The organism is Clostridia bacterium, from assembly GCA_034926675.1.
Lineage (GTDB): Bacteria > Bacillota > DTU025 > DTU025 > DTU025 > JAYFQW01.
On record JAYFQW010000016.1, the window covers coordinates 38,313 to 61,940 of the forward strand.

Genomic DNA, 23,628 nt, shown 5'->3' on the forward strand with positions numbered 1-23,628 from the left:
GGGTTCATCATGCCTTCGGTCTGACTATGACACTAATGCTTCAAGGTTCTATCAGAAAAGTCACCACTCCCCCTTCCACAGGAGAATTCTCGATCCGAAGACACCCTCCATGGTGCTCGCAGACTCTGCTGGCAAAGGCCAGTCCCATTCCATAGTGACGCTCGCGTCCCTCCCGTCCGGACTCACGGTAGAAGAGTTGCACCCCCTGCGCAAGCTCCTGTTCGGAGAAGCCGGGTCCGTTGTCGATGACCTGAAATCGGACGTAATGATCCTCCACCCCAACGGCAATTGTAACCCTCCCACCATCGGAGACATGCTCACAGGCGTTGCCGACTGCGTTAAGCAGCGCTCTGGCCAGGAACATCAGGTGGACCGACACAGTGGCATCGGGACCGATCTCGTGATACTCAATGGAGTGCTCAATGTTCTTGAAAGCAAAGACCCCCGAACACATCTTCGTCAGAGTGTCGACGATCTCGTGAATGGACACTTCCCGCTTTGCCAAAGGCACGGGATCCTCCGATTTCGAGTACAGGATGATCTCCCTGGAATAATGGTACAGCGTGTCGGCAGCCTTCTGTATCTCCGCGTTATACTCCTGCTGCTCTCGGCTGAGCGGCGTCATTTCCAAGAGCTCGCTGTTGCCCTGGATGATCGTAATCGGAGTGTTGATGTCGTGCGCCAGCATCGAAATCTGATACTTCCGCTCTTGTTCGATCTGGTTCTGCCTCGCAATGGACGCTACTAACTCCTGGTCCATCTGTATGACGCTGTCCCGGATCTCCTGAAACTCCGAGATCTGCGATTCCTCCATATGCGTGGCGGATTCACCGTTCCTCAGCAGGCGGCAGACCATTACGATGCGGTTGACCTCCCACTTCATCCGGAGAACATAGCGGACGATCGCAAAGAGTACAAGGAGAAAGAACAGCAAGATGAATAGCAGAATACTGCCGGAGTTGAAGTTGATGCGACTCGCCCACTCGGGATCCGCGAAGCGCGGAAGATTCCCCTCGGTATCCCCTGGAATCACCGCGCCGGTCCTGATGAGTATCGTCACGATGAGCGCCGTCACTAGCAATGCGACAACTCCCGCGATCACAGCCTGGACCAGTAACCAGAAGACCTCCTGTGCGAAGCCGCTCCTTCGAGGACGCTTCCTGTGCGCGTGTCGATGCTTCATTCGGCCCTCCAGCGATACCCTACTCCCCAGACCGTATCGATCGGCTGCAACCGGTAGGGCTCCAGCTTTTTTCGAATCTGGTATACGTATTCGGACACCGAGCTGATCATAGTGTCGGAGCATAGATCGTACACCGCTTCGTAGATCGTCTCCCGCGTATAGGTCTTGCCGGGATGCAGTGCAAGCAGTGTCAGAATGTCGAACTCTCGACGCGACACGTTGATCTCCTCCTTACCGACAAAAACCCGTCGCGCGTCGAAGTCGAAGGTGATGCCGGAGATGGTGCGGACGAGCCGCTCATGCGGCAAATCCCGGGCCCTCAGATGCGCCTGGACGCGCGCGATGAGCTCCTTGCGGCGAAACGGTTTGGCGACATAGTCGACGGCGCCGGATTGTAGTCCTTCGACGAGATCCTCTTCCTGAGTCTTCGCCGTGAGAAAGATAACCGGACAGTCGATGTGCTCCGCGATGTGTCTGCAAAGCACTATCCCGTCCATTCCCGGCATCATGATGTCCAGGAGGATCAGGTCGTACCCGAAGAAATCCTGCACGCGAAACCGGTCGACCGCTCCCATCGACGATACCTCGTATCCCTCCTTCATCAGCATCGTCTCCAGCAGCTTCCGGATCGAGGCATCGTCATCGATCACAAGAATCCGCTTTGTCCGCTCCCTCTCCATCCCGGACTGTCGATTGCTTTGCGCGTTCGTATCCATGACATACTCCTTCTGCGGGAATAAGACTGAAGCAGGTTCATTGCTTCGCCTGGCCTCAACGATTCCTCCCATCAGCCTGCACAGCCTGTATGTACTTGACGGCTCTCTCCAGCGCCTCGTCGGGATGAACCCACAGGTCGGGCATGAGGCCGCGACCATCGGGGTTAACGAGGTCTTCGCATAGGGATATCTTGGTGCCGCACGACAGCCCGATTTTAGAGTTCGGGAGGATGAATACACCCACATTCCCTGCGAGCATCGCCCCACAAGTGTTTGTTCCGACAACCACCACGTTATCAAGCTGCTGGACATACTTGACAAAGTCCTCTCCGGCTGAGCCCGCGTAAGAGTCGATCAGCACGACCAGGAGTGTATCGTTTTCCGCCCTTACGCCCCCAGTGACAGATATCAGGCTCCAGCCGGGCCTGTCCGGATCAGCCCCAGCAGCTTGCCATGATCGGACACTGATTGGTCCCGAGGAAGTGCCGGCGGCGAACAGGTCCGCTCCCGCGTACGACAAGAAATTCTCGAATAGCTTCCCGGCCGTGCTCGTCACCAGCAGAGCGTTGAGACTGGCCGGGCACACATCAGCCCCCGAGAGTTCCCGTGCCCACTCCAAAGCGTACGGGCTGTTTCCACCCATATGCGACCTCAGGTCGAGGATGACGGCAGGAGCCTTCCTTAGCTTCCTCGCATCGCGCGTCAGCCTCTCAAGCTCCGACATGGTATCAGGTCGCGGTGTCAGACTACGATTCACGGCAACCGGAACACCGTCTACATGCCTCAGCTCGTACACGGGTCCACGCACACGGGCCGAGTCAACCAGTTCGAGCTGAACAGGTTCAGAAGAGCCATCGCTCCACTCCAGCTTGACGCATATGTCCACATCGGAATCGCTCACAGCGCCAAGGCAGTAGAAGATCTCTCCATCGCTGTCTATCGACGGCTTCATCCAAAGTGACGGGTCTTCGCCCTCCACGGCAGTCGCCCATCAGTCAGGCGCATGGCGCTGGCGGAACCTGCCGCCGCATTCATCGAACTCCATGTCGAACCTTGCGAAGAACCTGTACCTGAGGCACATCTTCTTGTCGCCGATGGAAAAGTGACCGTCCTGTATGAAACCGAGCTGTCGCTGAAGCAATTCGGCAAGCTGACCGGGATTAACATCCTCACCCGGGAAATCTTCGGTCTCTGCAAGGATGCTTTCCTTAGCCGCAAGGAACGCCTCATCCCCGCCGAAGAACTGATACGCCCCGTATCCGTACTTCAGCACTCTGAAGAGAAAATCCACATCCTGCCGAGCTTCATCTTTCGGAATAAGTGAAGGCACGATTCCCAAGTCCCATCTGTTGAACGACAGAGTCTCAGGATGCGGCTCATCCCAGAAATCGCCATATCTGTACAGCAGCCGTTCGAACTCCGCCCGCGCCTCAGGCTTCGTTGCACCGTGCTTGTGAGAATACGCAACCCGAACAGCGTCCGACAGAATCGACACCAGTGCGCACGTGAGGACCAGCGTTACAGCGAAAACCGCGCCGGCCCTTCGGGTCATCGCACAACCACCTTCTCTTCCAACAGCAGTCTCAACGGTCAGTTCAGCAGGAAGATACTCGCCAACGCCTACCATATTCCCTCTCCGCTGCCGGTTCAACGCCATATGCTGACCGTACTCTCGATACGCGGCTCAAGCGCTGCAGGCCGCATCAACCGGTGCAGAGCTGCGCTTCAGCTAATCTAATCCCATTCCAGGACTCCGCTCGCGCGCTCCCGAGGCGCCAGTCCAGCCAAGGCCCAACATGCGGCGACGACGGCGAGGCATACCATACTCGACATAGTGAACAGACGAGCATGGTGTTGGGCACCCAGTATCTTGTACCATACTGAAGACAAGACGAGGGGAGACATCGAGAAAAGGACAGCTACGTACCACGCATGTGTGTATAGCATGATAATGATGCCCACTACTCCGAAGGACGCCAATGAGACCAGAGGCGCGACCACTAGGCTGGCAATGGTCCATTTCAGTGTGGGCAAGCTCAGGCCCCGCCCGATTACCGACATCCCGCCGACGTACAGGCCAAGGGCCGCGAGAACGACCACATATGTCACGGCGAACACCGCCGACACCTTGGCAGCCCACACCGCCCTAGGAGTGACTCCCGAGCACAGGATCGGGATCATTGTCTTTCGGGTCTTCTCGCGAATCATGAGGTTCGACACGATGTAGGCTCCGGCGAACACCATGATCCATAGCACGAGCAGTGGCATCTGCGCATTGGCTGCTGTGCTGAGTGCAGCTCTGTAGGCGGCGGTCTCTGCGCCCTGCGTATGAAGCGTGCGAGGTAGAGTCATCACGGGAATCAGTGCAAATCCCAGGGCGCCCAGGAGGCTCATGGCAATGTGCAGTCCGCCCGTGCGAAGGGCTTCCGCGATGTCCTTGCGCACAAGCGTCCGAAATGGGCCGGTGTTCATCCGTGATTCGCCTCCTCTTCCTCCTCGATGGCTGAAAGGAACACGTCCTCGAGCGTGTTCCCCATCTCCCGCACCTCACGGAATTCGATGGAGCCCAGAGCCAACCTGCGCAGGACTTCACTGGACTGGACGCCCTGAGCCATCGCCGCCTGGACTGTGTCCTCTGCGACCCATGAGTGTTCCGCTACCGTGAGCAGGGACAGCGTTAGTTCTTCCGAATCGCGAGACCAATTGCTTTGAACACGCTGATCTTGTTGCCATAGTTTAGGATTCCCAGACGATAGATCTGTATTGATAGCTTAATCACAAGAATCGTTGCGGCGACGAGGAGTACGAGACTCACAGACAGATCCCCTATGGAGACAGTCGTAGTGAAATAGCGCAGAACCATGGCGAAAGGAGACGAACACGGAAGGATGGACATAACACGCAGCACCTTGCTTCCGGTCTTCTCCGGAAACACCCGGGCACAGGCACATATGGTATACGAAACGATGAATGTAGTATACCCAATGCCGAATGCGTTTGCACGTCCGTCCACGTTGGTCATTAGGGATGCCTCGGCCGCAAGCATAAAAACGTAGAACAAGAGGCCAGGAATCGCAAAGGCAAAGAAACATGCGAATCCCTGTGGAGCTATTCCTGTTGCCTCTGCAAGAGAAATGGGAGAACGCGACCCATTTGCCCAGACCCCAAGAACCCCAGCCAGGACGACTATCGCGAGTTGAATGACGGCCAATGTAGCAGACGCCAGGACCTTACCGAGAATCAAGCTCTTTGGACTCGTACTGGTTACCAGAAGCTCCACTGTCTGAAAAGTCTTCTCCTCCGCCATTGCATTGATGATTAGGACGGAATAGCCCGTAATAGCAATAAGCATGATGTTCATCAGAATCATGCCAACAGCCGTGCCTACATCCGTTTTGTCGTGAAGAGCACCCTCTGCGCCCTTCCTGTCTAGGTTTCTACTCTCCTGAAGCCTATCGATAACGGACGTGTCAGTAGACTCTTGACCTTCACCATTCCTCTGTGAAGAAGCAGCCGTGTCCATGAACCTCGGAATGCACGCAAGGAAGAAGACCATGGTCACAACAAGAATCGTTGCGACCCAGATGCCCCTCTTGCTCAGCAGATTTCGCAGTTCAAAACGGAATACCGTCCTAAACCCTTTCATCGTCCCCCTCCTAGTACAATAGAGTGGCTTCCAGCTGGTCCTTGAAGAGCTAAAAGAGTCGTGTCGAGGATCAGCGCGACAGCCAGACAGTCGAGCGAGTTCACAGGTTCATGGGTTATCTGCTAGGCTGATGAAAACTTCCTCCAGGTTTGGCTGATAACTACCAAAGAGCTCAATCTGTAAGTTCCGCGAAAGCAGCTCATCTAGGAGACACTCCGGCGTCTTCCCGTTCTTGAGATCAACAATGATAGACTGCCTATCCTCGCTCACATCAATGTCAGATATCTGCGACAGTATTGCTCTGGTTTCATCACGCGATTCATGAGCAAGAATCAAGCGCAGCCTATTCTCAACCCGGAATCTCCCTTTTACCGCTTCAATTTCAGCACTTACCGTGATTCTGCCGTCCTGAATGAAGGTTACGGCATCGCAGAATTCCTCTACCAACCCCATCTCGTGACTCGAAATGACCACAATACGGTCCTTCTCGGAAAACTCATGAACTACGTCTTTCAGAGTCTTGGTGTTAATCGGGTCCAGACCACTAAAGGGCTCGTCCAGGACCAGAATATCCGGATCACCCAAGACTGCCTGGATAATGTGGATCTTCTGCTGATTCCCCCGAGACATTGTGCCAAGATTCTGGCGTTCAGAGTTGGCAAGATTCAAACGTCTCAACCATTCACGGACAGTTGCCCTAGCCTCCAGGGGTGTTAAGCCCTTGAGTTCACCAAAATACACTAATTGATCAATGACGGTGGTTCTCGGATACATGCCGCGTTCTTCCGGAAGATAGCCGAACCTATGCTCACCTCGCCTGATGGGAATTCCGTCCAGAAGCACATCCCCCGAATCGCATGCAAAGACGCCGATCAGAATACGCATTATCGTTGTCTTTCCTGCTCCGTTCTGCCCGACAAGTCCCATGATCTTACCGCTGTTAACTGCAAAGGATACATCATGCAGAATCTGCTTGCCGGCGAAGCTCTTATTCACCCTGGCTAGCTCCAGAATCATCTCATAGAGATCCTCCACTCAACGAAATCCCCGACCGGAATATCGGCCGTCCATGGCCCAATCTCTCCTGTACCTGCTGGTAATCTGTGTTCAGAACCCCTAGGGACTCAGCTTCTGGGTTTCCGGGATCTGCATTTCAGTTGCGCCGAAAACAGAACATATGCCAAAGTATTTCCGGAATCACCAGACGAATTCAGTTGTCGACTCTTCATATCACGTATCTCTGGACAGGCATCAAGGATCTACTCCAAGGCGCCGGACCAAGTCTGCAGAACCCATCGGCTCAAGAGGGCGCATCACCTCCCATAAGGCTCCTGAGCATCACAAGAACGTGGGCACGTGGCGACGCTTACACTGCCCCAAATCCCATTTCGCCGTGTTCTCCATTGTTCTAGCTACCCCATGTCCCGATAACCCCGCCTACCATTTTTCGTTCTGACCATACGTCATCTGAGCCAAAGCAAGGAAGGACTCGTTGCCATTTGAAGGCCTCCGCGCGACTCAAAAACACCTCGCATCGCCACATGCCACCAAGGATTCTGAACACCGGCTGCGACTGCGGAGATCATTCTTCCAGCGCATAGGATAGCAGGGCGAATAGTTCCTTATGCAGTAGCACTTGCTCATCGGTTGGCACAACGCCTGGATCTCCCAACGACATATTGTCCAACACCTCCTTTGGCTTGAAGGATATTTCCGACCCCACTATACCCGGAATGCAAAACTCCACGGCCCAGGCCTTTACTGGCAAGACCAGCGGCAACAGGAACAGCCCTGGCCCTACGAATCATCGCGCAGCTTGCCTCCTCCCCAAGCGGCAGTTCGCTTACTCAATTCAACGTAGGATGGCATTCTTCAACCCCTTCTCCATTCCCTCTCTGCTGCAGCGCCACTGCATAGAACAGAAGAAATGCAGCCGAGGCACAAGGCACAGAATGTCCCCACAGGGTTCGCAGGAGCAGTGCCGAATACTTGAGTGGTACTCTCAGTTATGGAGGTGCTTTTCTTGGCGATGGATATCCGCGAGTTGATCTCGAACCGTGTCGCGTCCATCAGCAGCCTCACTCGCAAGATCAACGAGGCTAGTTGGCGCGCCGACACCACCGGCGACGCCGACCAGCGCCGCGCGGCCACGGAAGGCAGAAAGCGTCTGGGCCAACTGCTTTCAGATCCCGATGACTACCAGACGCTGAGGCAGGCTGAGTCTGCCGGGACGCAGGATCCACTGCTTGCCCGGGAGATCTCGGTGCTCGCCAGAATGTACGCCCGAAACCAGATGACTGTTGAGGAGATCACCCAGCAGGCCGACCTTGAAAGCGAGATTACCGAGATCTTCGTGCACTTCAGGGCCAACCTCGACGGGCAGACGGCATCCGAAAACGACATCAACCAGGTGCTTGCCCAGGAGCGCGATACGTCCAGGCGCCGCAGGGCCTGGGAGGCCTCTAAGCAGATCGGGCGGCAATCGGGCCCTAAGGTGATTGAACTGGTCGAGGCGCGCAACCGCGCCGCCAGGAGAATGGGATACTCTAACTTCTATTCTATGTCCCTCGCCCTGGATGAACTGGACGAGGCTGACCTGTTCACCCTGGTTGACTCTCTGGCTTCAAAGACCGACGCCCTGTTTCAGGTAGAAAAGGCCAAGCTAGATAGGTCACTGGCCGAAAGATTCGGCGTTTCAGCACACGAGGTGGGCCCGTGGCACTACTCAGACCCATTCTTCCAGCGCGCTCCGGTGGATGGCAGTGTGAACCTGGATCCCGTCTTTGAGGGACTAGACTTTCCTGAACTCGCTCGCAGGTTCTACGCAGGCATCGGAATGGACGTGGACGATATTCTGTCTCGAAGCGATCTGTACGAGCGCCCCGGGAAGTATCAGCATGCGTACTGCAACGACATCGACCGTGAGGGCGACATTCGCACAATCTGCAACCTGCGCGACAATCACGAATGGATGGCCACGCTCCTGCACGAATTGGGCCATGGCGTGTACTTCAAGTACATCGATCGCAAGCTGCCCTACCTGCTGCGCGAGCATGCCCACTCCCTCACAACAGAGGCGGTGGCGATGGTCATGGGGAACCAGGTATTCGACGCACGTTGGCTCACCGAGATCGCAGGTGTTGATGAGCGCCATGCCCGAGAGCTGGAGGCTGCCGCAGCGCGGGTATCTGCCCTCGAGTCTCTCATATTCATCCGTTGGTGCGTGGTGATGGTCAGCTTCGAACGCGCCCTTTACGAGAACCCGCGCCGTGACCTGAACGTCCTGTGGTGGGAGTTGGTGCGCCGCTACCAGATGGTTCAGCCGCCGGCCGGACGCAACGAGCCCGATTGGGCCGCAAAGATACACATTGCCCTCTACCCAGCCTACTACCAAAACTACATGCTCGGCGGACTGCTGTCGACACAGCTTCAGTCCACCATCGCTCGGCGCTTCGGAACCAAGTCGTTCACAAACATGCGCGCAGCTGGCCAATGGCTGATCCAGGCGGTGTTTGAGCCCGGAGCGAAGTGGCCATGGAATGAGATGATCGAGCGAGCCACAGGCAGCAACCTAAGCGAACAGGCCTTCGTAGAGACTATTTCGGTGCTGGAGGATTGAGAGCATCCGCTCAAAACTGAAGTCTCATCTTATGCCCGTACTCAACGAATCCCGAGATGTGCTCTTGCGGAAAAGGGTTCTACCGTAGCGCTGCCGCATTCCGGGCAGTTCACGCGAGTCAGACAACCGCACGATCTGCATTGGAGCCGGCCGTCGCGCCGAGAGAGATGCGCTTTCCAAGCGTCGCCCGCAACCTGCAGTGATTCCGGACCAGACGGCGCCAGCCGTATTCCCGTAGCCTCAAGAAAAGCATCCAGCCCGTGCGCAGCTGTAAACTGGCACGCTAACTCGGCATAGACCACTTCGCAGATAATCAGTGCGCCGCGGCGCGTGCCTCATCCTGGCGGTCACCGAGTGGCCTGTCCCGTCTGGTCGCACGTTGAGAACCTGTGAATCCTTCGGTAAACCGTATTGCGCGAAACTCCGAGCTCCTGGGCGACACGGCTGATGTTGCCTCCGTATTCCTGCATGAGGGCCAGCAGGCGCTCCTGCTCGCGCCGCTGGAGCATCCGGCGCATACGACGCCTTTCGTCTTCAAAGTCTGCGAACCGCGCCTCCGGTCCAGCCGCTGGCGCAACCACCGGCCCAGTTGCCGGCGCAACCGCGGGCGCAATCACCTGCCCAGCTGCTGGCGCAACCACTGGAGCAACCGCCCGCGCCAATTGGTGAGGGCTCAAGATCTCTTCCGGTACGTACTGCAGCCCGATCCTTCCATCTGTCGCAATGCTCACCATGCGCTCAACTACATTCTGCAGTTCGCGCACGTTGCCTGGCCAGTCGTAGCCCATCAGGCATTCTATGACGCGCGGATCCACCTCGTTCACTTCCGTGCCGAGCCTGCTGCCTGTCTTGGCCAGGAAGTAGTCGAACAGCAACGGTATGTCGTCTGGCCGTTCACGCAGCGGGGGCAACTGTATCTGGATAACGTTGAGCCTGTAGTAGAGGTCCTGCCTGAAACTGCCTCTGGCTACCGCCTGCAGCAAGTCTTTGTTGGTGGCGCTGATCACCCGCACGTCTGTCTGGGTGACAGCGCTGCCGCCAATTCGGATGACGTGCTTGTCCTGCAGGACCCGATGCAAAGCCACCTGTTGCTCAAGGGGCATGTCGCCGATTTCGTCAAGAAATAGGGTGCCGCCTGAGGCCAGCTCGAACTTGCCTGGGCGCCCACCGCGCGCGGCGCCCGTGAAAGCTCCTTCTTCATAGCCGAACAGCTCACTTCCAACGAGTTCGCGGGGGATGGCTCCGCAGTTGACTGGAACGAACGGCCTGTCCACACGGCGACTTCGGTTATGTATCGCCTGAGCGATCATTTCCTTTCCAGTGCCGCTCTCTCCGCATATCAGTACATTGCTGTCGCTCTGGGCAGCGATGGAAGCGAGTTCTACCGCCCGGCGCAGCTTCTCGTCGCGCCCTAAGATGTCTTCGAACCTGAAGGTCGCGTACGACCCACTATACCTGCTGATCAGCTTGGTTATCCGCTTGGACGGGTTGAGCGATATGACGCCGCCGCTGATGTTGCCTTCATCGTCGCGAATGGGCTTGGCAGCCACTAAGCAATGCACGGGTCCGCCACGGGTCTTCAGCGCCATATCGATATCATCGAAAGCTTTGCCCATTCCCAGCATCTGAGTGAAGTAGTGCGGCTTGTTCACCAGTTCATAGATGGGTTTTGTGTATGGCCCATCTGGTTCGGTTGAAGCCATCGGCGCCCCCAGGATTCCTTCGGCTGCCGGGTTAGCGCGCTGCGTAATGCCACGGTCATCTACAAGTAGTATTCCGTCTGACGTGATCAAGAACATCTTATTGAGGTTGTCGTTGAGCAACGTGAGCTGGCGTATCTTGGCATTGATGCGCACCTGCGCCCGGACGGCTTCCGCTGCTGCCACTATCATTCCCAGCGTGTGGGCGTGTGTGCAAGTAGAGGGGCCCGACATCTGCAACGCCCCGATTATCTGCCCCTGCTCGCCGAGGATCGGCGCCGCAGAGCACGTCCAGGTGTGAAAGCGCTCGCAGTAGTGCTCGTAACCTGAAATCTGCAAAGGGGTCATCGATGCCAGGGCGGTGCCGATTCCATTGGTGCCAACGTGGTGTTCGGCCCAGCTCGACCCGGGCACGAGGTTGACGAGACCAGCGCGCTGCAGGGCGTCTTCATCGCCAAGCACCTCCATTACCCGCCCTTGCTCGTCGGCCAGAATCACGATGAAGCCTGATCCGGCGACGAATCTGTACAGGCCGGACATGAAGTGGCGCGCCACCTCGATCAAGTCGCTGTGGCTCTCGCGCAGTGCGTCAACACCTGAGTGATCCAGCGACAGGCGGCCCAGTGCATCCCTGGGATCGACCATGGCCTCCTTCGATCTCCTCCATGAGGCAGCAACCTCAGGACGAAGCGCCGCCTCGTCAACATCCCCTGTCTTCACAAAACGCTGCCACGCCTCAGCAATATGTGGTTGGTGTGTGATCTCGGAAGCCATGCGAAAGCCGCCGTCCTTTCCACATTGAACGTCATGGCCTGCTGCCCCAACGATGTGAACTTGACCGCCAGTCACAGTGTAACATAACAGTACCACAAGTGTACCATCGTGCTAACACCAGAGTGGCGCTAACGGTACAGATGAGCAAGCGGGAATCCCGGCACACCGCGGGCGAAGGAGCTTGGGGCGCAGAGCGTGACGATGGCATGTTATTTGCATCATTCTCTATTCTGTCAGCCGACTCGAAGGCTACCAATGCGAAAGGGAGGATCTAACCATGCAGAAGCCTATGGACAGGCACTACAAGCTGTTCATCGACGGGAAGTGGGTAGACGGTAAGGAGGGCAAGACGTTTGACACGTATTGCCCAGCGAACGGAGAGCTGCTTGCCACGTGTGCAGACGCGGGCAAGCAGGACGTGGACCTCGCCGTTCAGGCGGCGTGGAAGGCCTTTGAAAGCTGGAAGAACACAAGTCCCGTGGAGCGGTCTACGATCCTGCTGAAAATCGCCGATCTCATCGATGCAAACGCGGAGAAACTGGCCATGGTGGAGACCATCGACAACGGCAAGCCGATACGCGAGACGATGTCGGTGGATGTGCCTCTGGCGTCCGACCATTTCCGTTACTTTGCCGGCGTCATCAGGGCCGAGGAAGGCACAGCGGTGATGATCGACAAGGATCACATGAGCATCATTCTCAGCGAGCCACTCGGAGTCATAGGCCAGATAGTCCCGTGGAACTTCCCATTCCTCATGGCGGCCTGGAAGATCGCGCCGGCGCTCGCAGCGGGATGCGCCGTGGTGATCAAGCCATCTTCAGCGACCCCGCTCTCAACGCTCGAATTCGCCAAGTTGCTTCAGGAAGCAGTCCCACCGGGCGTCGTCAACGTGATCACCGGTCACGGTTCCACCACCGGCGAGTACATGCTCAGCCACCAGGGCTTCCGGAAACTGGCGTTCACCGGCTCCACTGACGTTGGATACAGCATTGCGCGGGCCGCAGCCGACAAACTCATTCCGGCAACCCTCGAGCTTGGCGGCAAGTCGGCTAACATCTTCTTCGCCGACTGCCCGTGGGAAAGGGCCATTGAAGGCGTGCAGATCGGCATCCTGTTCAACCAGGGGCAGGTGTGCTGCGCAGGCTCCAGGGTCTTCGTCCATGAAGACATATACGATAAGTTCCTCGCGGAGTGCGTAGCTGCGTTCAATAAGGTGAAGGTGGGCCTGCCGTGGGAGAAGGACACGATCATGGGCTCGCAGATCAACGAGACTCAGCTCAAGAAGATACTGTCGTATATCGATGTCGGCAAGAAGGAAGGGGCCCGCGTGGCCTGCGGCGGCGAGAGGCTCGTCCAGGGCGAACTGGCCAAGGGGGCTTTCATGAAGCCTACCATCCTTGCCGACGTCACGAACAACATGAGAGTCGCGCAGGAAGAGATATTCGGGCCTGTAGTGTGCTTCATCAAGTTCCACGATGAAGACGAGGTCATCAAGATGGCCAACGATAACGAATACGGACTGGGCGGCGCCGTGTGGACTCGGGACATCAACCGTGCGCTTCGCGTTGCCAGAGCCGTCGAGACCGGGCGGATGTGGATCAACGATTACAACAACCTGCCTGCCCACGCCCCGTTCGGCGGGTATAAGAAGTCCGGCATAGGCAGGGAGACGCACAAGATGATGCTGGCGTACTATACGCAGAAGAAGAACATCTTCATCAGCATGGCCGAGACCAAGTCCGGTATGTACTAAGCCAGTATGCACTGAGACTGCATGCGCCGAGACTGCGCGTACCGAGACTGCGGCACGATTTCGCGCGCGAGTCCTAACGCAGTCCACACGCGCAGTCCACACGCGCAGTCTCAGGGGATGAGCTGGCCCGGTGTGCTTCGAAGCGGATGAAGCCTCCGGGCCGGCTGCTTTCATTGGCGCCTTCCGAGGCCGTCTGCTCAGGGGATTGTTCTCGGTCGCGCCCCGACGGCGCGCGCCTTGGGGGCCGAGCGGAGTTTCCCATTTTTGAGCACGAACCGCCGGAAAATCCTCACGGATGAGAATCTCCACCCGCCGCTTCACTCAAAAATGAGAATCTCGGCATCGCCGCCCGCGATCACTCACGCGAACAAGCACAAGAGCATGTGAGGTAGGCGGCACCGTCGCGCCGCCTTTCCTTTACGCCCAGATACGCGCGTTGTGCCCGCCATGGGCATCCCTGCACTGGTGATCCACTGACGGCATTCAGTCGCGCCCCGACGGCGCGCGCCTTGGGGTCCAGGCGGAGTTTCCCATTTATGAGCACGAACCGCCGGAAAATCCTCACGGATGAGAATCTCCACCCGCCGTTTCGCTCAAAAATGAGAATCCCGGCACCACCGCCCGCGACCACTCACCCGGGCCGTCTCCCGCGCCATCTCCCGGGCCGTCACGCGGACCGACGTCTGCTCGGGCCTCCCGTAGGCTCTCTCTCGTAGGCTCTTTCCCGAACGCCGTCTCCCTTTTCATGATGACTTCCTATGCATCTTGAACTCAAGGAAAAGCTCATTGTAGTAGCTAAGCATCCGTCTTCCGAGGTTCACGCACACCTCCAGCTTCTCGGTGATATCGGGGCCAGGGTAGAATCGTCTGTCGCTCGTAATCTCCTCTGGCAGATACTCGAGAGCTCTTTCATTGGGTGTGGAATACCCGACGTATTCAGTGTTTTGGGCAGCATTCTCCGGATCAAGCATGAAGTTGATGAATAGGTGCGCCCCCTCCACGTTCCTGGCCGTTGTTGGAATTACCATGTTGTCGAACCACAAGAGCGACCCTTCCCTGGGTATTACATAATCGAGTTTATCGTTTTCGCTCATGATTATCGCAGCATCACCCGACCAGACGACTCCGATTGCAGCTTCTTCATTTGCAAGCAGCATTTTGACCTCGTCCCCGACAATCGCCTTCACGTTCGGGGTAAGCTCACTCAGTTTCCGCTGTGCTTCCTGAAGATGGTTGATATCCGTGTCATTCAGGGAATAGTGGAGGCTGTTCAGGCCCATGCCCATCACTTCACGGGCACTGTCCATAAGCAGGATCTCGCCCCTCAGTCCTTCATCCCACAGATCATCCCAGCCTGTGAACTCTCTCCCTTCAACCATTTCGGGGTTATAGATGATCCCGAACGTCCCCCAGAAGTAGGGGACAGAGTACTCATTACCCTCGTCAAAGGGTAGATCCAGAAAACGCTGGTCGATGCGTTTCAAGTTTGGAATCTTGGAGTGATCAAGGGGAACTAGCAGCCCTTCCTGCTTCATCTTGTTGATCGCATAGTCAGATGGGATCACCACGTCGAATGTAGTCCCCCCGTGGGCAATCTTCGTCAGCATCGCTTCGTTGGAATCAAAGGTCTGATAGATTACCTTGATTCCTGTCTGTTGCTGGAACTTCTCGACTAGGTCGGGGTCGATGTAATCTCCCCAGTTATAGATGGTGAGGGTATTCCCACCCGAATAGCCGTTGGACGAGTTCAGATACGACGTGAGACAGACCAAGGCAAACGCCACGATGAACGCCGTGGCGAACATGCGCGCAACTTTCCTCATTCCCCGGCCTCCGCTCTGCTCGGCTTAGTCCTCTGCATGTTCATAATGTAGTAACCGATGGCCAAGGCCAAAGTGACCAGGAAGACCAGCGTCGACAGCGCATTGATGGTCAAGGAGATTCCTTGCCTTGCTCGCGAGTAGATTTCCACAGATAGCGTGGAAAAGCCATTTCCAGTGACGAAGAACGTCACGGCGAAATCATCGAGCGAATAGGTCAGGGCCATGAAAAAGCCGGCGAGAATCCCTGGAGCAATGTATGGAATCACCACTCTGGTCAGCACATCCAGCCTGCTCGCTCCCAGATCTCGAGCAGCGTCAATCAGTGTCGGACTCATCTCCTGCAGTTTGGGCAGAACCATCAGCACGACAATGGGCACGCTGAAGGCGATATGAGACACCAAAACCGAGACGAACCCGAGTTTGATTCCTATCGCGGCAAACAGAATCAGAAAAGACGCCCCGATAATGACGTCAGGGCTCACGATCAGCACGTTGTTCAGGGTCAACAGGGCACTTCGAAACCGTCTCTCTCTGACATGCACGATGGCAAGCGCGCCTGCAACTCCAATGATCGTGGATATGGCAGCAGACAGGAGGGCAATGGCCAGCGTGTCCAGGAGAATAATGACGAGACGTGTGTCCCGAAACACCTCGCGATACCATTCAAGGGTAAACCCCTCGAAACTGCGCATGGAACCTCCGCTATTGAAGGAGTAGTACGCTAGGTAGAGGATCGGGGCGTACAAGATGAAAAAGACGACGACAAGGTAGGCTGTGGAGGCTCTCCCTGTTCTTCTCATGCTACTTACCCGCCCTCCTACTCTCTGTCAGCGCCATGATCAACCCCATGGCAATGATCAAGAAGACAGCAATGGTCGAACCCATGCCCCAGTCCTGCGTAACAAGGAAGTGCTGTTCAATAGCGGTTCCAAGGGTAATCACGCGGTTTCCGGCAATGAGGCGAGTGATCATGAACAGCGACAGTGCCGGGATAAACACGGCCCGACATCCCGATTTGACCCCGTTAATCGTTAAGGGGAAGACCACTCGGCGGAACGTGACCCATGGCGACGCCCCAAGATCTCGGGCTGCTGCAGCCAACGATGGGTTCAGTTCGTCAAGTGCGTTGAATATGGGTAGAATCATGAACGGGATGAAAATGTATACAGCCACGAAAATGAAGCTGAAGTCGGTGAACAGAATCTGCCTCGCTCCAATTCCCACAGTGTTGAGCAGGGAATTGACGGGGCCATAGGCCCCAAACATGCCAATGAAGGCATATGTCTTGAGAAGCAGGTTCATCCAGGACGGCATGATGATCAACAGAAGCCAGAGCTGTTTATGCTTTGTCTTGGTGAGCAGGTACGCCGTCGGATAGGCAATGAGCAGAGAGAATGCCGTAATCAGGAAGGCATACCAAAATGACCTGAGCGTCATACCCAGGTAAACCCCTGTGAAGAACCTCCTGTAGTTCTCCAGGCTCAACGCCCCATCAATGTTGAACAAGGAGTAATACGCAATGAGCAGGATCGGAGCGATGACAAACGAAACGATCCACAATCCATAGGGAATGAGATAGATGTTGCGCGTCCTATTGTGCATCGCGCGCCTCTTCATATGCTTCCAAACGCCTGTCGAATTCGCCTTCGGTCTCGCCCAGCCGCATAACATGTATGTCATCGGGTCTAAAGTCTAGCCCGATCTCATCGCCTACCATGGCCGTCTTAGTTGAATGGACAAGCCATTCGTTCCCGTCCTCATCATAGCAGCAGATTTCGTAGTGGACGCCTCGGAACAACTGGGAATCTACGCGAACTTGCAGCTTGCCCTGGCCTTTCGCTGTGATCTCCAAATCTTCAGGGCGAATGACGATCTCAGCTGGTTCGTTAGGGCGAAAACCCCTGTCTACGCACTCAAACTGATAACCAACAAACTCCACCAGACAATCCCTGATCATGGTTCCAGTAACGATGTTGGATTCCCCAATAAAGTCGGCCACAAAGCGGTTCACCGGTTCGTCATAAATGTCCTTCGGAGTCCCACTTTGCTCAATCGCACCATTGTTAAGGACGAAAACCTCATCAGACAGTGCAAGCGCCTCTTCCTGGTCATGAGTGACAAAGACGAATGTGATTCCAAGACGGCGCTGCAACTCCCTGAGTTCATACTGCATTTCTGTGCGAAGTTTGGAGTCAAGGGCCGACAACGGCTCATCCAAGAGAAGCACCTCTGGTTCATTCACGATTGCCCGGGCGATAGCTACGCGCTGTTGCTGACCGCCGGATAGCCCCGCGATCCCCCTGTTCTCCAGGCCTTCTAGATCGACAAAGCGTAGGGCTTCCCGTACGTTAGCTTCAACTGCGGGCTTCTTCATCCTCTTGACCAGTAAGCCGAAGGCCACATTCTCGAATACGTTCAAATGGGGAAACAACGCGTAGTCTTGGAACACAGTGTTCACCTTGCGCTTGCTCGGCGAAATCCTGCTGATCTCTTGCCCATCAAGGTAGATGTGGCCTGCTGTGGGTTGGATAAATCCTGCAATCAAACGGATAATCGTAGTCTTTCCGCAGCCAGAAGGGCCGAGCAGGGTGTAGAATCTGCCCCTTTCCAGTTCGAAGCTAACATCATCCAGCACAGCAGGGTCGTCATCATATTGCTTGGTGATGTGCTCAAAACGAACAACTACATCTGCAGCTATCCTCGTCTCCTCCTCACAAAATGGCAATGCGAGAAACGCCCTGCTGTCTACCTCACAGGTAGGAATCAGTGGCGACTAGGAGCAGTTGGGATGGGCCATCGCTATCGTTCGAGATCTGATGCTCTTCTGATGCCTGGTAGTAAATGGTCTCCCCTGCCTTGGCGCAGTAAACACCGGTTCCAAGGTGGACCCTGACGCTTCCGCTCAGCACGTAGGCAAAAGTGTCGGCAAGAGAGGGCTCAAACTGCTTGAACCTTCCGCCCGGGTCAATAGTGAGCAGAATCGGTTCCATCTCGTTTTCGTTCGATTCCGGGACAAGCCATTGAATAGTGTAGCCTCGTTCTTCATCCACGAATTCGGTCCGATCGTTCTCGGTATACACGACCTTCTGTTCGCGCTTTTCCTCGTCAAAGAACTCTCTCGGTGCACAACCCAGGACTTCAAGGATATTGAAGAAGGTTTCAATTGATGGGGAGCTAAGGTCACGCTCTATTTGGGAGATATGGCCCTTAGTAAGATCCGTACGTTCGCCCAGCTCTTCTTGGGTAAGCCCCTTCTTCAGCCGGAGGTTTTTGATCTTTCGACCGATGTTCATCAGTATTGCCCCTCAATCGTGTCTGAAGTTTAGCGATAGTAAACTTTCAGTCGGGAAATTTACCGCTGTTAAACTCCCGGTTTACTGTCATCACTAACGCATTATACATCATTCTGAGAGGACTGCAAGAAGGGACGGTCGAATCGCCTAGCCATGGATGAAGAGGAATCGGCAGTCGAACGTCCAATAGAGTAATTGGTGTGGTATGGCAATGTCAATGCTCGCCCCTGGAAGCGCAAACGGAAGAGGGTTCGGTATGGAAATCCGCAGAACCATCCCATTCGCCCGGCATCTTGGCCCAGTTTCGACAGCAATGGCCCGGTTAGCGGCTATACTCGTCGTACTTGCTCTATTCGCTCCGCCAGTTCACGCGATTGCCTCGCTCGCATCCCCATCGCGCCTGCTAGTGATAGCCCCGCATCCCGATGATGAGACACTGGGGGCAGGAGGGTTGATATACTCGGCTTCTCAGCAAGGCGCACGGGTAAAGGTAGTGTTCATGACCATGGGAGACGGATATCCTGCTGCTGCTGGCAGGCTGTTTGGCACAGCTCACCCGTCGCCCGATGATTTCCTGGCCCTTGGGCGCCACCGCCGTAACGAAGCTGTCGCTGCATTGGCTACGCTGGGCGTGGACGAAGAGAATCTGGTGTTCCTGGGCTACCCCGACGGCGGACTGGCCGACATCATCGAGAACTGGCGCTGGTTGCCGAGCGAGCCGTATACATCTAAATGCACAGGCCGAGGTTCAAATCCCTATCCGTCCACATTCACACTGAATGCGGAATACTGCGCCTCGCGGATTGTCAGTGACCTTGCGATGATACTTGCTGACTACATGCCTGATCTGGTGGTTATCCCCCACCCCAACGACGCGCATGCCGACCACCAGGCGACGTACGCTTTTGCCATGTTGGCAATGGAACAGCTCGACTATGTAGAGCGCACTGGCGCCAAAGCTGTTTCCTACATCGTGCACAGCGGGCCTGGATGGCCGCAGTTATGGGGGTACCAGCCTGGTCTACCTCTAGACCCCCCGCCAGGGCGAGATCTGCCTCGGACAGTGTGGATACGCACGGAGTTGACAGAGGATGCAGAGGCCGCGAAGCTTCGGGCGCTCAAGGAGTACAAGAGTCAACTCGTCATGATGCCTTCCTTCCTGAGGAGTTTCATCAGGACCAACGAGTTGTTCGCTCCGACGCCGATGCTCGATGTGGCTTGCTGCCAGGATGGCGCGCAAACGTATGATGAGGAGTATGCCGCAGAGGTTGGGCCGACTCTTCAGCACTCCCGGCTGCTCCGGCCGAGTGGTGAGATCATATCAGTTCTGGCCGATCGGACTGATGAAGGCGTCACTGTCACTGCGACCCTCGCATGGCGCCCCAGTTCCTCCATAACGTATCGGCTTCGGATGACGCCCTCTGCCTCGTCTGGTGAACCAGGTTCAACCATTGATTTGCTGACCTACGGGGTTGTGTCTGCAGGTGGATGGTCCCGACCCTGGGAGGTAGTATTTCTGGTCCCGCAGCACGACCTGGATCGGTTAGGCGCCAAAGCGCTGTTTGAGGTTGCCACCCTGCGGCACAGTGTTGTGGTTGACCGTTCGGGATGGATCCTGCTGCGTCTGCGATCCAGCGCCGCGCCGTGCATGCCTACACCGCCTGCAACGCGACGATCATGCGCCAGTTCTTCTCATTGCCTCTCAGCGGACGGGTGAGGCTGAAGTCGCCCCATCATCCAGCGAACTGCAGTCCGCCGGCCAGCTTGACCAGGGCAACAGCTCGCGAGCAACTTCTTGCTGTGTGAGCTACCGCCGTACGCCCCAGAGTTCGTCTATGTATATCTCAACTTTCATCCCCGATACTACGGGCCGCAGCGCTCCATCGCGCGGCGCTTCCACGATCCGGAACGGCGCCACCAGCATGCACACGAGAACCAACGTCAACACGGCTGCTACTAGCCTTCCAACGGGTGCATCGCCCAAGCGCTTCAGTTCGATCAGTCTCCTGCGCATCAGCTTGGCAGATGCCCCTGCGGAGGCCATCGCTACTGCCCACCTCGGGCTGACCTCACAGCGCGGCCTGATCATGGTGAGGAGAAGCTTCCCATATCGCGCCACCCCTGCGCCGGTAGCGCGTATGGCCAGCTCGTCACAGGCCATCTCCTGTGCAATCCCAAGCTCCTGGCCAGCTGCCCACACCAGCGGGTTGAGGAAGAAGAGCACCTTGCCTGCCGTGGGAAGCCAGTTCCAAGTCAAATCGTTCCTCTTTATGTGAGCTAACTCGTGCGCCAGCGCCAACAGCAGGTCCTCGCGACGTGCCGGAGCCAGCAGCTCTACAGGAACGACTACAACGCGCCCGCTGGCCGATCGCAAGATCATCGGAACGGAAGCCCAGTCGGCGGCAACGACCTCCGGCCGTCTGCTAAGGCCCATCCCTCGGCACAGCCAGGTCATGGCGGCATCGAGTTCTTCATAACGCACCGACACGCAGCGCCTCGCCATCGAACGCGCCCTTGCCAGGGCGATCACGATACGCACCACGCCTATGGCCACCCCCACGATCCAGAGAGCCATCACAGGTCGGCTCAACCTGATGATCAGCGTTGAACGCGTAGGCAGGGCCGCAGCAAAGCTGTCCGACACAACCCGTGCCAGCACCGTTCGAGCACGCGGCAGCAGAGCGAGATCGATCTGGGGAATCGCCAGCAACCCAAGCAGCGACTTGGCAAGCCCGAGTCGCCACAACCAGCATCGGGCAGCAGCCGGAATGCGTGGGAAAGCTCTGCACACAGTCCACACCACCGCCAGTGCTACGGCGCCCTGCCAGAACGCGCTCCACATGGAACTGATCCACTCCTGCGACACGACCCTGAACAGATAGTGCAACTGCGTGCTCATTTGCGTGCTCACTTCTTTCCCTCCCGCGACTCCAGTTCCTCAACGAGCCGTTTGAGGTCTTCTAGCTCCTTTGGGCTCACGCTGGCGTTGTCCGCGAGGTACGCCACGAAAGGTGAGAGCGCGCCCCCCAGGGTTTTTTCGACGAACCCACGGACCACTCCACGCATGAGCTCGGAACGAGAGAGGCAGGAAGAGTACTCGTTCACCCCTCCTACCTCGGATCTGGTGAGGTATCCTTTAGCTCTGAGCCTTTCCATCATTGTGAGGATCGTGGTTCGGGCAAGGCAGTGGTCCTTGCCATAACGCTCAACAGCCTCGCGCACCGTGATAGGCGCATGCTCGGTCACAAATCGTAGCAGTTCCAGCTCCTGATCACCCAAGGGAGGCATTGCCATCAGTACCACACCCCCTTCTCACCGTTCTCAAATGCGTACGTAACTATATCTGTAGTCAGTATACGCATCCTATCAAGAGACGTCAATGCATAGCGCCTCCTGCATAGCACTTCCTGCGCGGCCGCTATCAGGCAGCAGCCGGCTGCCCTCAGCATCTTCCCTGGACTCTGTGAAACCGCCGCAACGTTGGTGCGCCACCGCGAACATGAATGACCCGGGCCGCGCGGAGTATCCCGATGGGAGTCTGCTCGCACGATTGGCCGAGCGGATTGTCGGCGAGAATCTCTGCCAGGAATGCGCGCTCCGGGCAGGCCGACGATACTCCAAGCACTACGACTCCAAGGTCATTCGCGTCGATGATCGCCACCGGCACGCCCGTCGCCTCACTCAGAGATTGTGCCGTCTCGTTGGGTCTCAACGGGCCAAGGATCGCGTAGCGGTTGTAGGGTGGAATGGTATAGTCGCACGGGCCATCGATTGCGGCGATGTTTGCACCGCATACCCGGTAGAACACGCCCCTGACGCCGAACAGTTTGGCAACCCCTGCTACGATGGCGGCCACTATCACGCGCAGCACGCCCGCTTCCCTGATGGCCAGTTCCATTGTCCACGGACTTCCCAGGCCGATTCCATATGGTGACTTGTACACAAACCGAACGAGAAAGCGAGCGAGCCATGAAGGCCTGATCTGGCTGATCTGGTACGCCCTTTGCTGGGTTATCGCCACTACCTTTTCGCTTATCACTAGAATATCGCCGGAACGCAGCAGAGGCCCAGCGTACCTTCGAACGACCTCGCCGACATCGTCGGCAGCTGTGATGACGTGAGTCTTAACTGGAATGCGCGCGTAAGTGCGCCCGCCGACTTCCACAGTCAGTCTCTTCCCGTGGTTGACCCGCAACTTTTCCATTCTTGCCGTCCCCCAGACTACTGCATCCCGGTGCAATTCGTGGATCTGCACTTAAGCATTGCAGCTCCGCGGCTGTGCCGCCGACTGTTGTAGTCAATCGTAGCACAGACGACTTATGTAGTCAAGGCGTTGCCGCATTCATGTGTTGCCGCATTCATGGTCACGTTCCAACTGAGCCACGGCTGAAGAGCCGTGGACAGGGGGTCCTTCCGGTCGAGAGACATGCGCGGCGCCTCATTGAGCGACCTGTACGCATCCTTGGTCAGCGCGCCTAGTTTCTCAGAGACCCAGTACGGATTTCGTACAGGCAACACCAGACACCTGCACGGATTCCGTACTGCGCTGAAGACAAAACCGGCGGACAGTCTCTAGAAACCGCGTGATTGCCCCCAACAAGAGCACTGCAGGCCGGATTTTGGACCATGATTCCCGTTTTGTGGTTCGATTTCGGTCCGTCAGACCCGATTTTCAGCGAATGAGGTCTAGGGTCGTACGCATTTCGTACTAGTCACATGACAACCCAGTACGAATTCCGTACCGACATCGTGCCAGCATCGTACTGGCGCCTTACGAACATGCACAAGACTGGCTGTAGGAAGGACGTAAGGCAAGAGGTAAGCGTCAAATGTGACGATCAGAGGTAGGACACAGCAATGGAGATTCGACATACGCGGTTCCCGACCGCAGTCCCATGGAGCAGAGCAGAGCAGAGCGGAATGGGACTGACTGTTCATCCAGGCCCGATTCTCCAACGAACACCGCAGCCAGTTCTCCTCGGGTCATACCATGACGAATGGGCATCCAGTCGTACCCAACAAACGAACGAAACTTGATGTCGAGAGCATTCCCGTCGACAACCGTCCCGCCGAGCGGATTAGGTCTGCCCGTCACTATTATGGGCTTGCCTGCCTCAGCAG

20 protein-coding genes and 1 pseudogene are annotated in these 23,628 nt (G+C 56.6%); 3 read left to right on the forward strand and 18 right to left on the reverse strand.

Features of this window, described 5'->3' with window-relative positions; genetic code table 11:
• Positions 1 to 40: 40 nt before the first annotated feature.
• From VB144_05690 to VB144_05725, 8 genes are all read right to left on the reverse strand, one after another.
• The gene (locus tag VB144_05690; protein ID MEA4883136.1) at positions 41 to 1,183 is read right to left on the reverse strand and encodes a HAMP domain-containing sensor histidine kinase; all 1,143 of its coding nucleotides are present in this window, start codon (positions 1,181 to 1,183) and stop codon (positions 41 to 43) included.
• Positions 1,180 to 1,899 carry a response regulator transcription factor gene (locus tag VB144_05695; GenBank protein MEA4883137.1) on the reverse strand — a complete coding sequence of 240 codons (720 nt, stop codon included), beginning with the start codon at positions 1,897 to 1,899 and terminating at the stop codon, positions 1,180 to 1,182. Before VB144_05695 ends, VB144_05690 begins: the two co-directional genes overlap by 4 nt.
• A 55-nt stretch (positions 1,900 to 1,954) precedes the next feature.
• On the reverse strand, positions 1,955 to 2,851 hold the full coding sequence (locus VB144_05700; GenBank protein ID MEA4883138.1) for a S41 family peptidase: 897 nt from the start codon (positions 2,849 to 2,851) through the stop codon (positions 1,955 to 1,957).
• 39 nt (positions 2,852 to 2,890) lie between these two features.
• Positions 2,891 to 3,451: a hypothetical protein gene (locus VB144_05705; protein ID MEA4883139.1), complete on the reverse strand. Its 561-nt coding sequence runs from the start codon at positions 3,449 to 3,451 to the stop codon at positions 2,891 to 2,893.
• A gap of 182 nt (positions 3,452 to 3,633) precedes the next feature.
• Positions 3,634 to 4,371, reverse strand: a complete 738-nt coding sequence (locus VB144_05710) for an ABC transporter permease (protein MEA4883140.1) — start codon at positions 4,369 to 4,371, stop codon at positions 3,634 to 3,636.
• Positions 4,368 to 4,514, reverse strand: coding sequence for a hypothetical protein (locus tag VB144_05715; protein MEA4883141.1), 147 nt, complete (start codon positions 4,512 to 4,514; stop codon positions 4,368 to 4,370). The genes VB144_05710 and VB144_05715 overlap by 4 nt, the downstream gene beginning before the upstream one ends.
• A gap of 62 nt (positions 4,515 to 4,576) precedes the next feature.
• The gene (locus VB144_05720; GenBank protein MEA4883142.1) at positions 4,577 to 5,545 is read right to left on the reverse strand and encodes an ABC transporter permease; all 969 of its coding nucleotides are present in this window, start codon (positions 5,543 to 5,545) and stop codon (positions 4,577 to 4,579) included.
• 108 nt (positions 5,546 to 5,653) lie between these two features.
• The gene (locus VB144_05725) at positions 5,654 to 6,562 is read right to left on the reverse strand and encodes an ATP-binding cassette domain-containing protein (GenBank protein ID MEA4883143.1); all 909 of its coding nucleotides are present in this window, start codon (positions 6,560 to 6,562) and stop codon (positions 5,654 to 5,656) included.
• Positions 6,563 to 7,574: 1,012 nt separating this feature from the next.
• Here VB144_05725 and VB144_05730 point away from each other — a divergent pair.
• A complete protein-coding gene (locus VB144_05730; GenBank protein ID MEA4883144.1) occupies positions 7,575 to 9,164 on the forward strand; it encodes a M2 family metallopeptidase in 1,590 nt (529 codons plus the stop codon).
• A 347-nt stretch (positions 9,165 to 9,511) separates the two neighbouring features.
• Here VB144_05730 and VB144_05735 read toward each other — a convergent pair whose 3' ends face one another.
• Entirely contained in the window at positions 9,512 to 11,638 is a 2,127-nt protein-coding gene (locus tag VB144_05735) for a sigma-54-dependent Fis family transcriptional regulator (GenBank protein MEA4883145.1), read from the reverse strand.
• 277 nt (positions 11,639 to 11,915) lie between these two features.
• Here VB144_05735 and VB144_05740 point away from each other — a divergent pair, with 277 nt between their 5' ends.
• Positions 11,916 to 13,391: an aldehyde dehydrogenase family protein gene (locus VB144_05740; GenBank protein ID MEA4883146.1), complete on the forward strand. Its 1,476-nt coding sequence runs from the start codon at positions 11,916 to 11,918 to the stop codon at positions 13,389 to 13,391.
• 743 nt (positions 13,392 to 14,134) lie between these two features.
• On the opposite strand, the gene VB144_05745 is transcribed toward VB144_05740, so the two are convergent.
• From VB144_05745 to VB144_05765, 5 genes are read right to left on the reverse strand one after another with little or no spacing between them, the layout of a single operon-like run.
• Positions 14,135 to 15,214, reverse strand: coding sequence for an ABC transporter substrate-binding protein (locus tag VB144_05745; GenBank protein MEA4883147.1), 1,080 nt, complete (start codon positions 15,212 to 15,214; stop codon positions 14,135 to 14,137).
• Positions 15,211 to 16,014, reverse strand: a complete 804-nt coding sequence (locus tag VB144_05750; protein ID MEA4883148.1) for an ABC transporter permease — start codon at positions 16,012 to 16,014, stop codon at positions 15,211 to 15,213. The genes VB144_05745 and VB144_05750 overlap by 4 nt, the downstream gene beginning before the upstream one ends.
• A 1-nt stretch (position 16,015) precedes the next feature.
• Positions 16,016 to 16,816, reverse strand: a complete 801-nt coding sequence (locus tag VB144_05755) for an ABC transporter permease (GenBank protein ID MEA4883149.1) — start codon at positions 16,814 to 16,816, stop codon at positions 16,016 to 16,018.
• On the reverse strand, positions 16,806 to 17,912 hold the full coding sequence (locus tag VB144_05760; GenBank protein ID MEA4883150.1) for an ABC transporter ATP-binding protein: 1,107 nt from the start codon (positions 17,910 to 17,912) through the stop codon (positions 16,806 to 16,808). The genes VB144_05755 and VB144_05760 overlap by 11 nt, the downstream gene beginning before the upstream one ends.
• A 52-nt stretch (positions 17,913 to 17,964) precedes the next feature.
• Positions 17,965 to 18,507 (reverse strand): XRE family transcriptional regulator, encoded by a 543-nt coding sequence (locus tag VB144_05765; GenBank protein ID MEA4883151.1) that lies wholly within the window; start codon positions 18,505 to 18,507, stop codon positions 17,965 to 17,967.
• A gap of 256 nt (positions 18,508 to 18,763) precedes the next feature.
• On the opposite strand from VB144_05765, the gene VB144_05770 reads away from it, so the two are divergent.
• Complete coding sequence (locus VB144_05770; GenBank protein MEA4883152.1) at positions 18,764 to 20,224, forward strand: PIG-L family deacetylase; 1,461 nt, start codon at positions 18,764 to 18,766, stop codon at positions 20,222 to 20,224.
• Positions 20,225 to 20,314: 90 nt separating this feature from the next.
• Here the strand turns inward: VB144_05770 and VB144_05775 are convergent, their stop codons facing one another.
• From VB144_05775 to VB144_05790, 4 genes and pseudogenes are all read right to left on the reverse strand, one after another.
• Entirely contained in the window at positions 20,315 to 21,418 is a 1,104-nt protein-coding gene (locus VB144_05775) for a M56 family metallopeptidase (GenBank protein MEA4883153.1), read from the reverse strand.
• A complete protein-coding gene (locus tag VB144_05780) occupies positions 21,415 to 21,801 on the reverse strand; it encodes a BlaI/MecI/CopY family transcriptional regulator (protein ID MEA4883154.1) in 387 nt (128 codons plus the stop codon). The genes VB144_05775 and VB144_05780 overlap by 4 nt, the downstream gene beginning before the upstream one ends.
• Positions 21,802 to 21,949: 148 nt before the next feature.
• Complete coding sequence (locus tag VB144_05785) at positions 21,950 to 22,711, reverse strand: coenzyme F420-0:L-glutamate ligase (protein ID MEA4883155.1); 762 nt, start codon at positions 22,709 to 22,711, stop codon at positions 21,950 to 21,952.
• 621 nt (positions 22,712 to 23,332) lie between these two features.
• Positions 23,333 to 23,623 (reverse strand): annotated as a pseudogene (locus VB144_05790) (DUF1343 domain-containing protein).
• Positions 23,624 to 23,628 lie beyond the last annotated feature (5 nt).

What these genes read in the sequence shown, in the direction of transcription:
- VB144_05690 (MEA4883136.1), bottom strand. Translation starts at nt 1,183, where the DNA reads ATGAAGCATCGACACGCGCACAGGAAGCGTCCTCGAAGGAGCGGCTTC.
- VB144_05695 (MEA4883137.1), bottom strand. Translation starts at nt 1,899, where the DNA reads ATGGATACGAACGCGCAAAGCAATCGACAGTCCGGGATGGAGAGGGAG.
- VB144_05700 (MEA4883138.1), bottom strand. Translation starts at nt 2,851, where the DNA reads ATGAAGCCGTCGATAGACAGCGATGGAGAGATCTTCTACTGCCTTGGC.
- VB144_05705 (MEA4883139.1), bottom strand. Translation starts at nt 3,451, where the DNA reads ATGACCCGAAGGGCCGGCGCGGTTTTCGCTGTAACGCTGGTCCTCACG.
- VB144_05710 (MEA4883140.1), bottom strand. Translation starts at nt 4,371, where the DNA reads ATGAACACCGGCCCATTTCGGACGCTTGTGCGCAAGGACATCGCGGAA.
- VB144_05715 (MEA4883141.1), bottom strand. Translation starts at nt 4,514, where the DNA reads ATGGCTCAGGGCGTCCAGTCCAGTGAAGTCCTGCGCAGGTTGGCTCTG.
- VB144_05720 (MEA4883142.1), bottom strand. Translation starts at nt 5,545, where the DNA reads ATGAAAGGGTTTAGGACGGTATTCCGTTTTGAACTGCGAAATCTGCTG.
- VB144_05725 (MEA4883143.1), bottom strand. Translation starts at nt 6,562, where the DNA reads ATGATTCTGGAGCTAGCCAGGGTGAATAAGAGCTTCGCCGGCAAGCAG.
- VB144_05730 (MEA4883144.1), top strand. Translation starts at nt 7,575, where the DNA reads ATGGATATCCGCGAGTTGATCTCGAACCGTGTCGCGTCCATCAGCAGC.
- VB144_05735 (MEA4883145.1), bottom strand. Translation starts at nt 11,638, where the DNA reads ATGGCTTCCGAGATCACACACCAACCACATATTGCTGAGGCGTGGCAG.
- VB144_05740 (MEA4883146.1), top strand. Translation starts at nt 11,916, where the DNA reads ATGCAGAAGCCTATGGACAGGCACTACAAGCTGTTCATCGACGGGAAG.
- VB144_05745 (MEA4883147.1), bottom strand. Translation starts at nt 15,214, where the DNA reads ATGAGGAAAGTTGCGCGCATGTTCGCCACGGCGTTCATCGTGGCGTTT.
- VB144_05750 (MEA4883148.1), bottom strand. Translation starts at nt 16,014, where the DNA reads ATGAGAAGAACAGGGAGAGCCTCCACAGCCTACCTTGTCGTCGTCTTT.
- VB144_05755 (MEA4883149.1), bottom strand. Translation starts at nt 16,816, where the DNA reads ATGCACAATAGGACGCGCAACATCTATCTCATTCCCTATGGATTGTGG.
- VB144_05765 (MEA4883151.1), bottom strand. Translation starts at nt 18,507, where the DNA reads ATGAACATCGGTCGAAAGATCAAAAACCTCCGGCTGAAGAAGGGGCTT.
- VB144_05770 (MEA4883152.1), top strand. Translation starts at nt 18,764, where the DNA reads ATGGAAATCCGCAGAACCATCCCATTCGCCCGGCATCTTGGCCCAGTT.
- VB144_05780 (MEA4883154.1), bottom strand. Translation starts at nt 21,801, where the DNA reads ATGGCAATGCCTCCCTTGGGTGATCAGGAGCTGGAACTGCTACGATTT.
- VB144_05785 (MEA4883155.1), bottom strand. Translation starts at nt 22,711, where the DNA reads ATGGAAAAGTTGCGGGTCAACCACGGGAAGAGACTGACTGTGGAAGTC.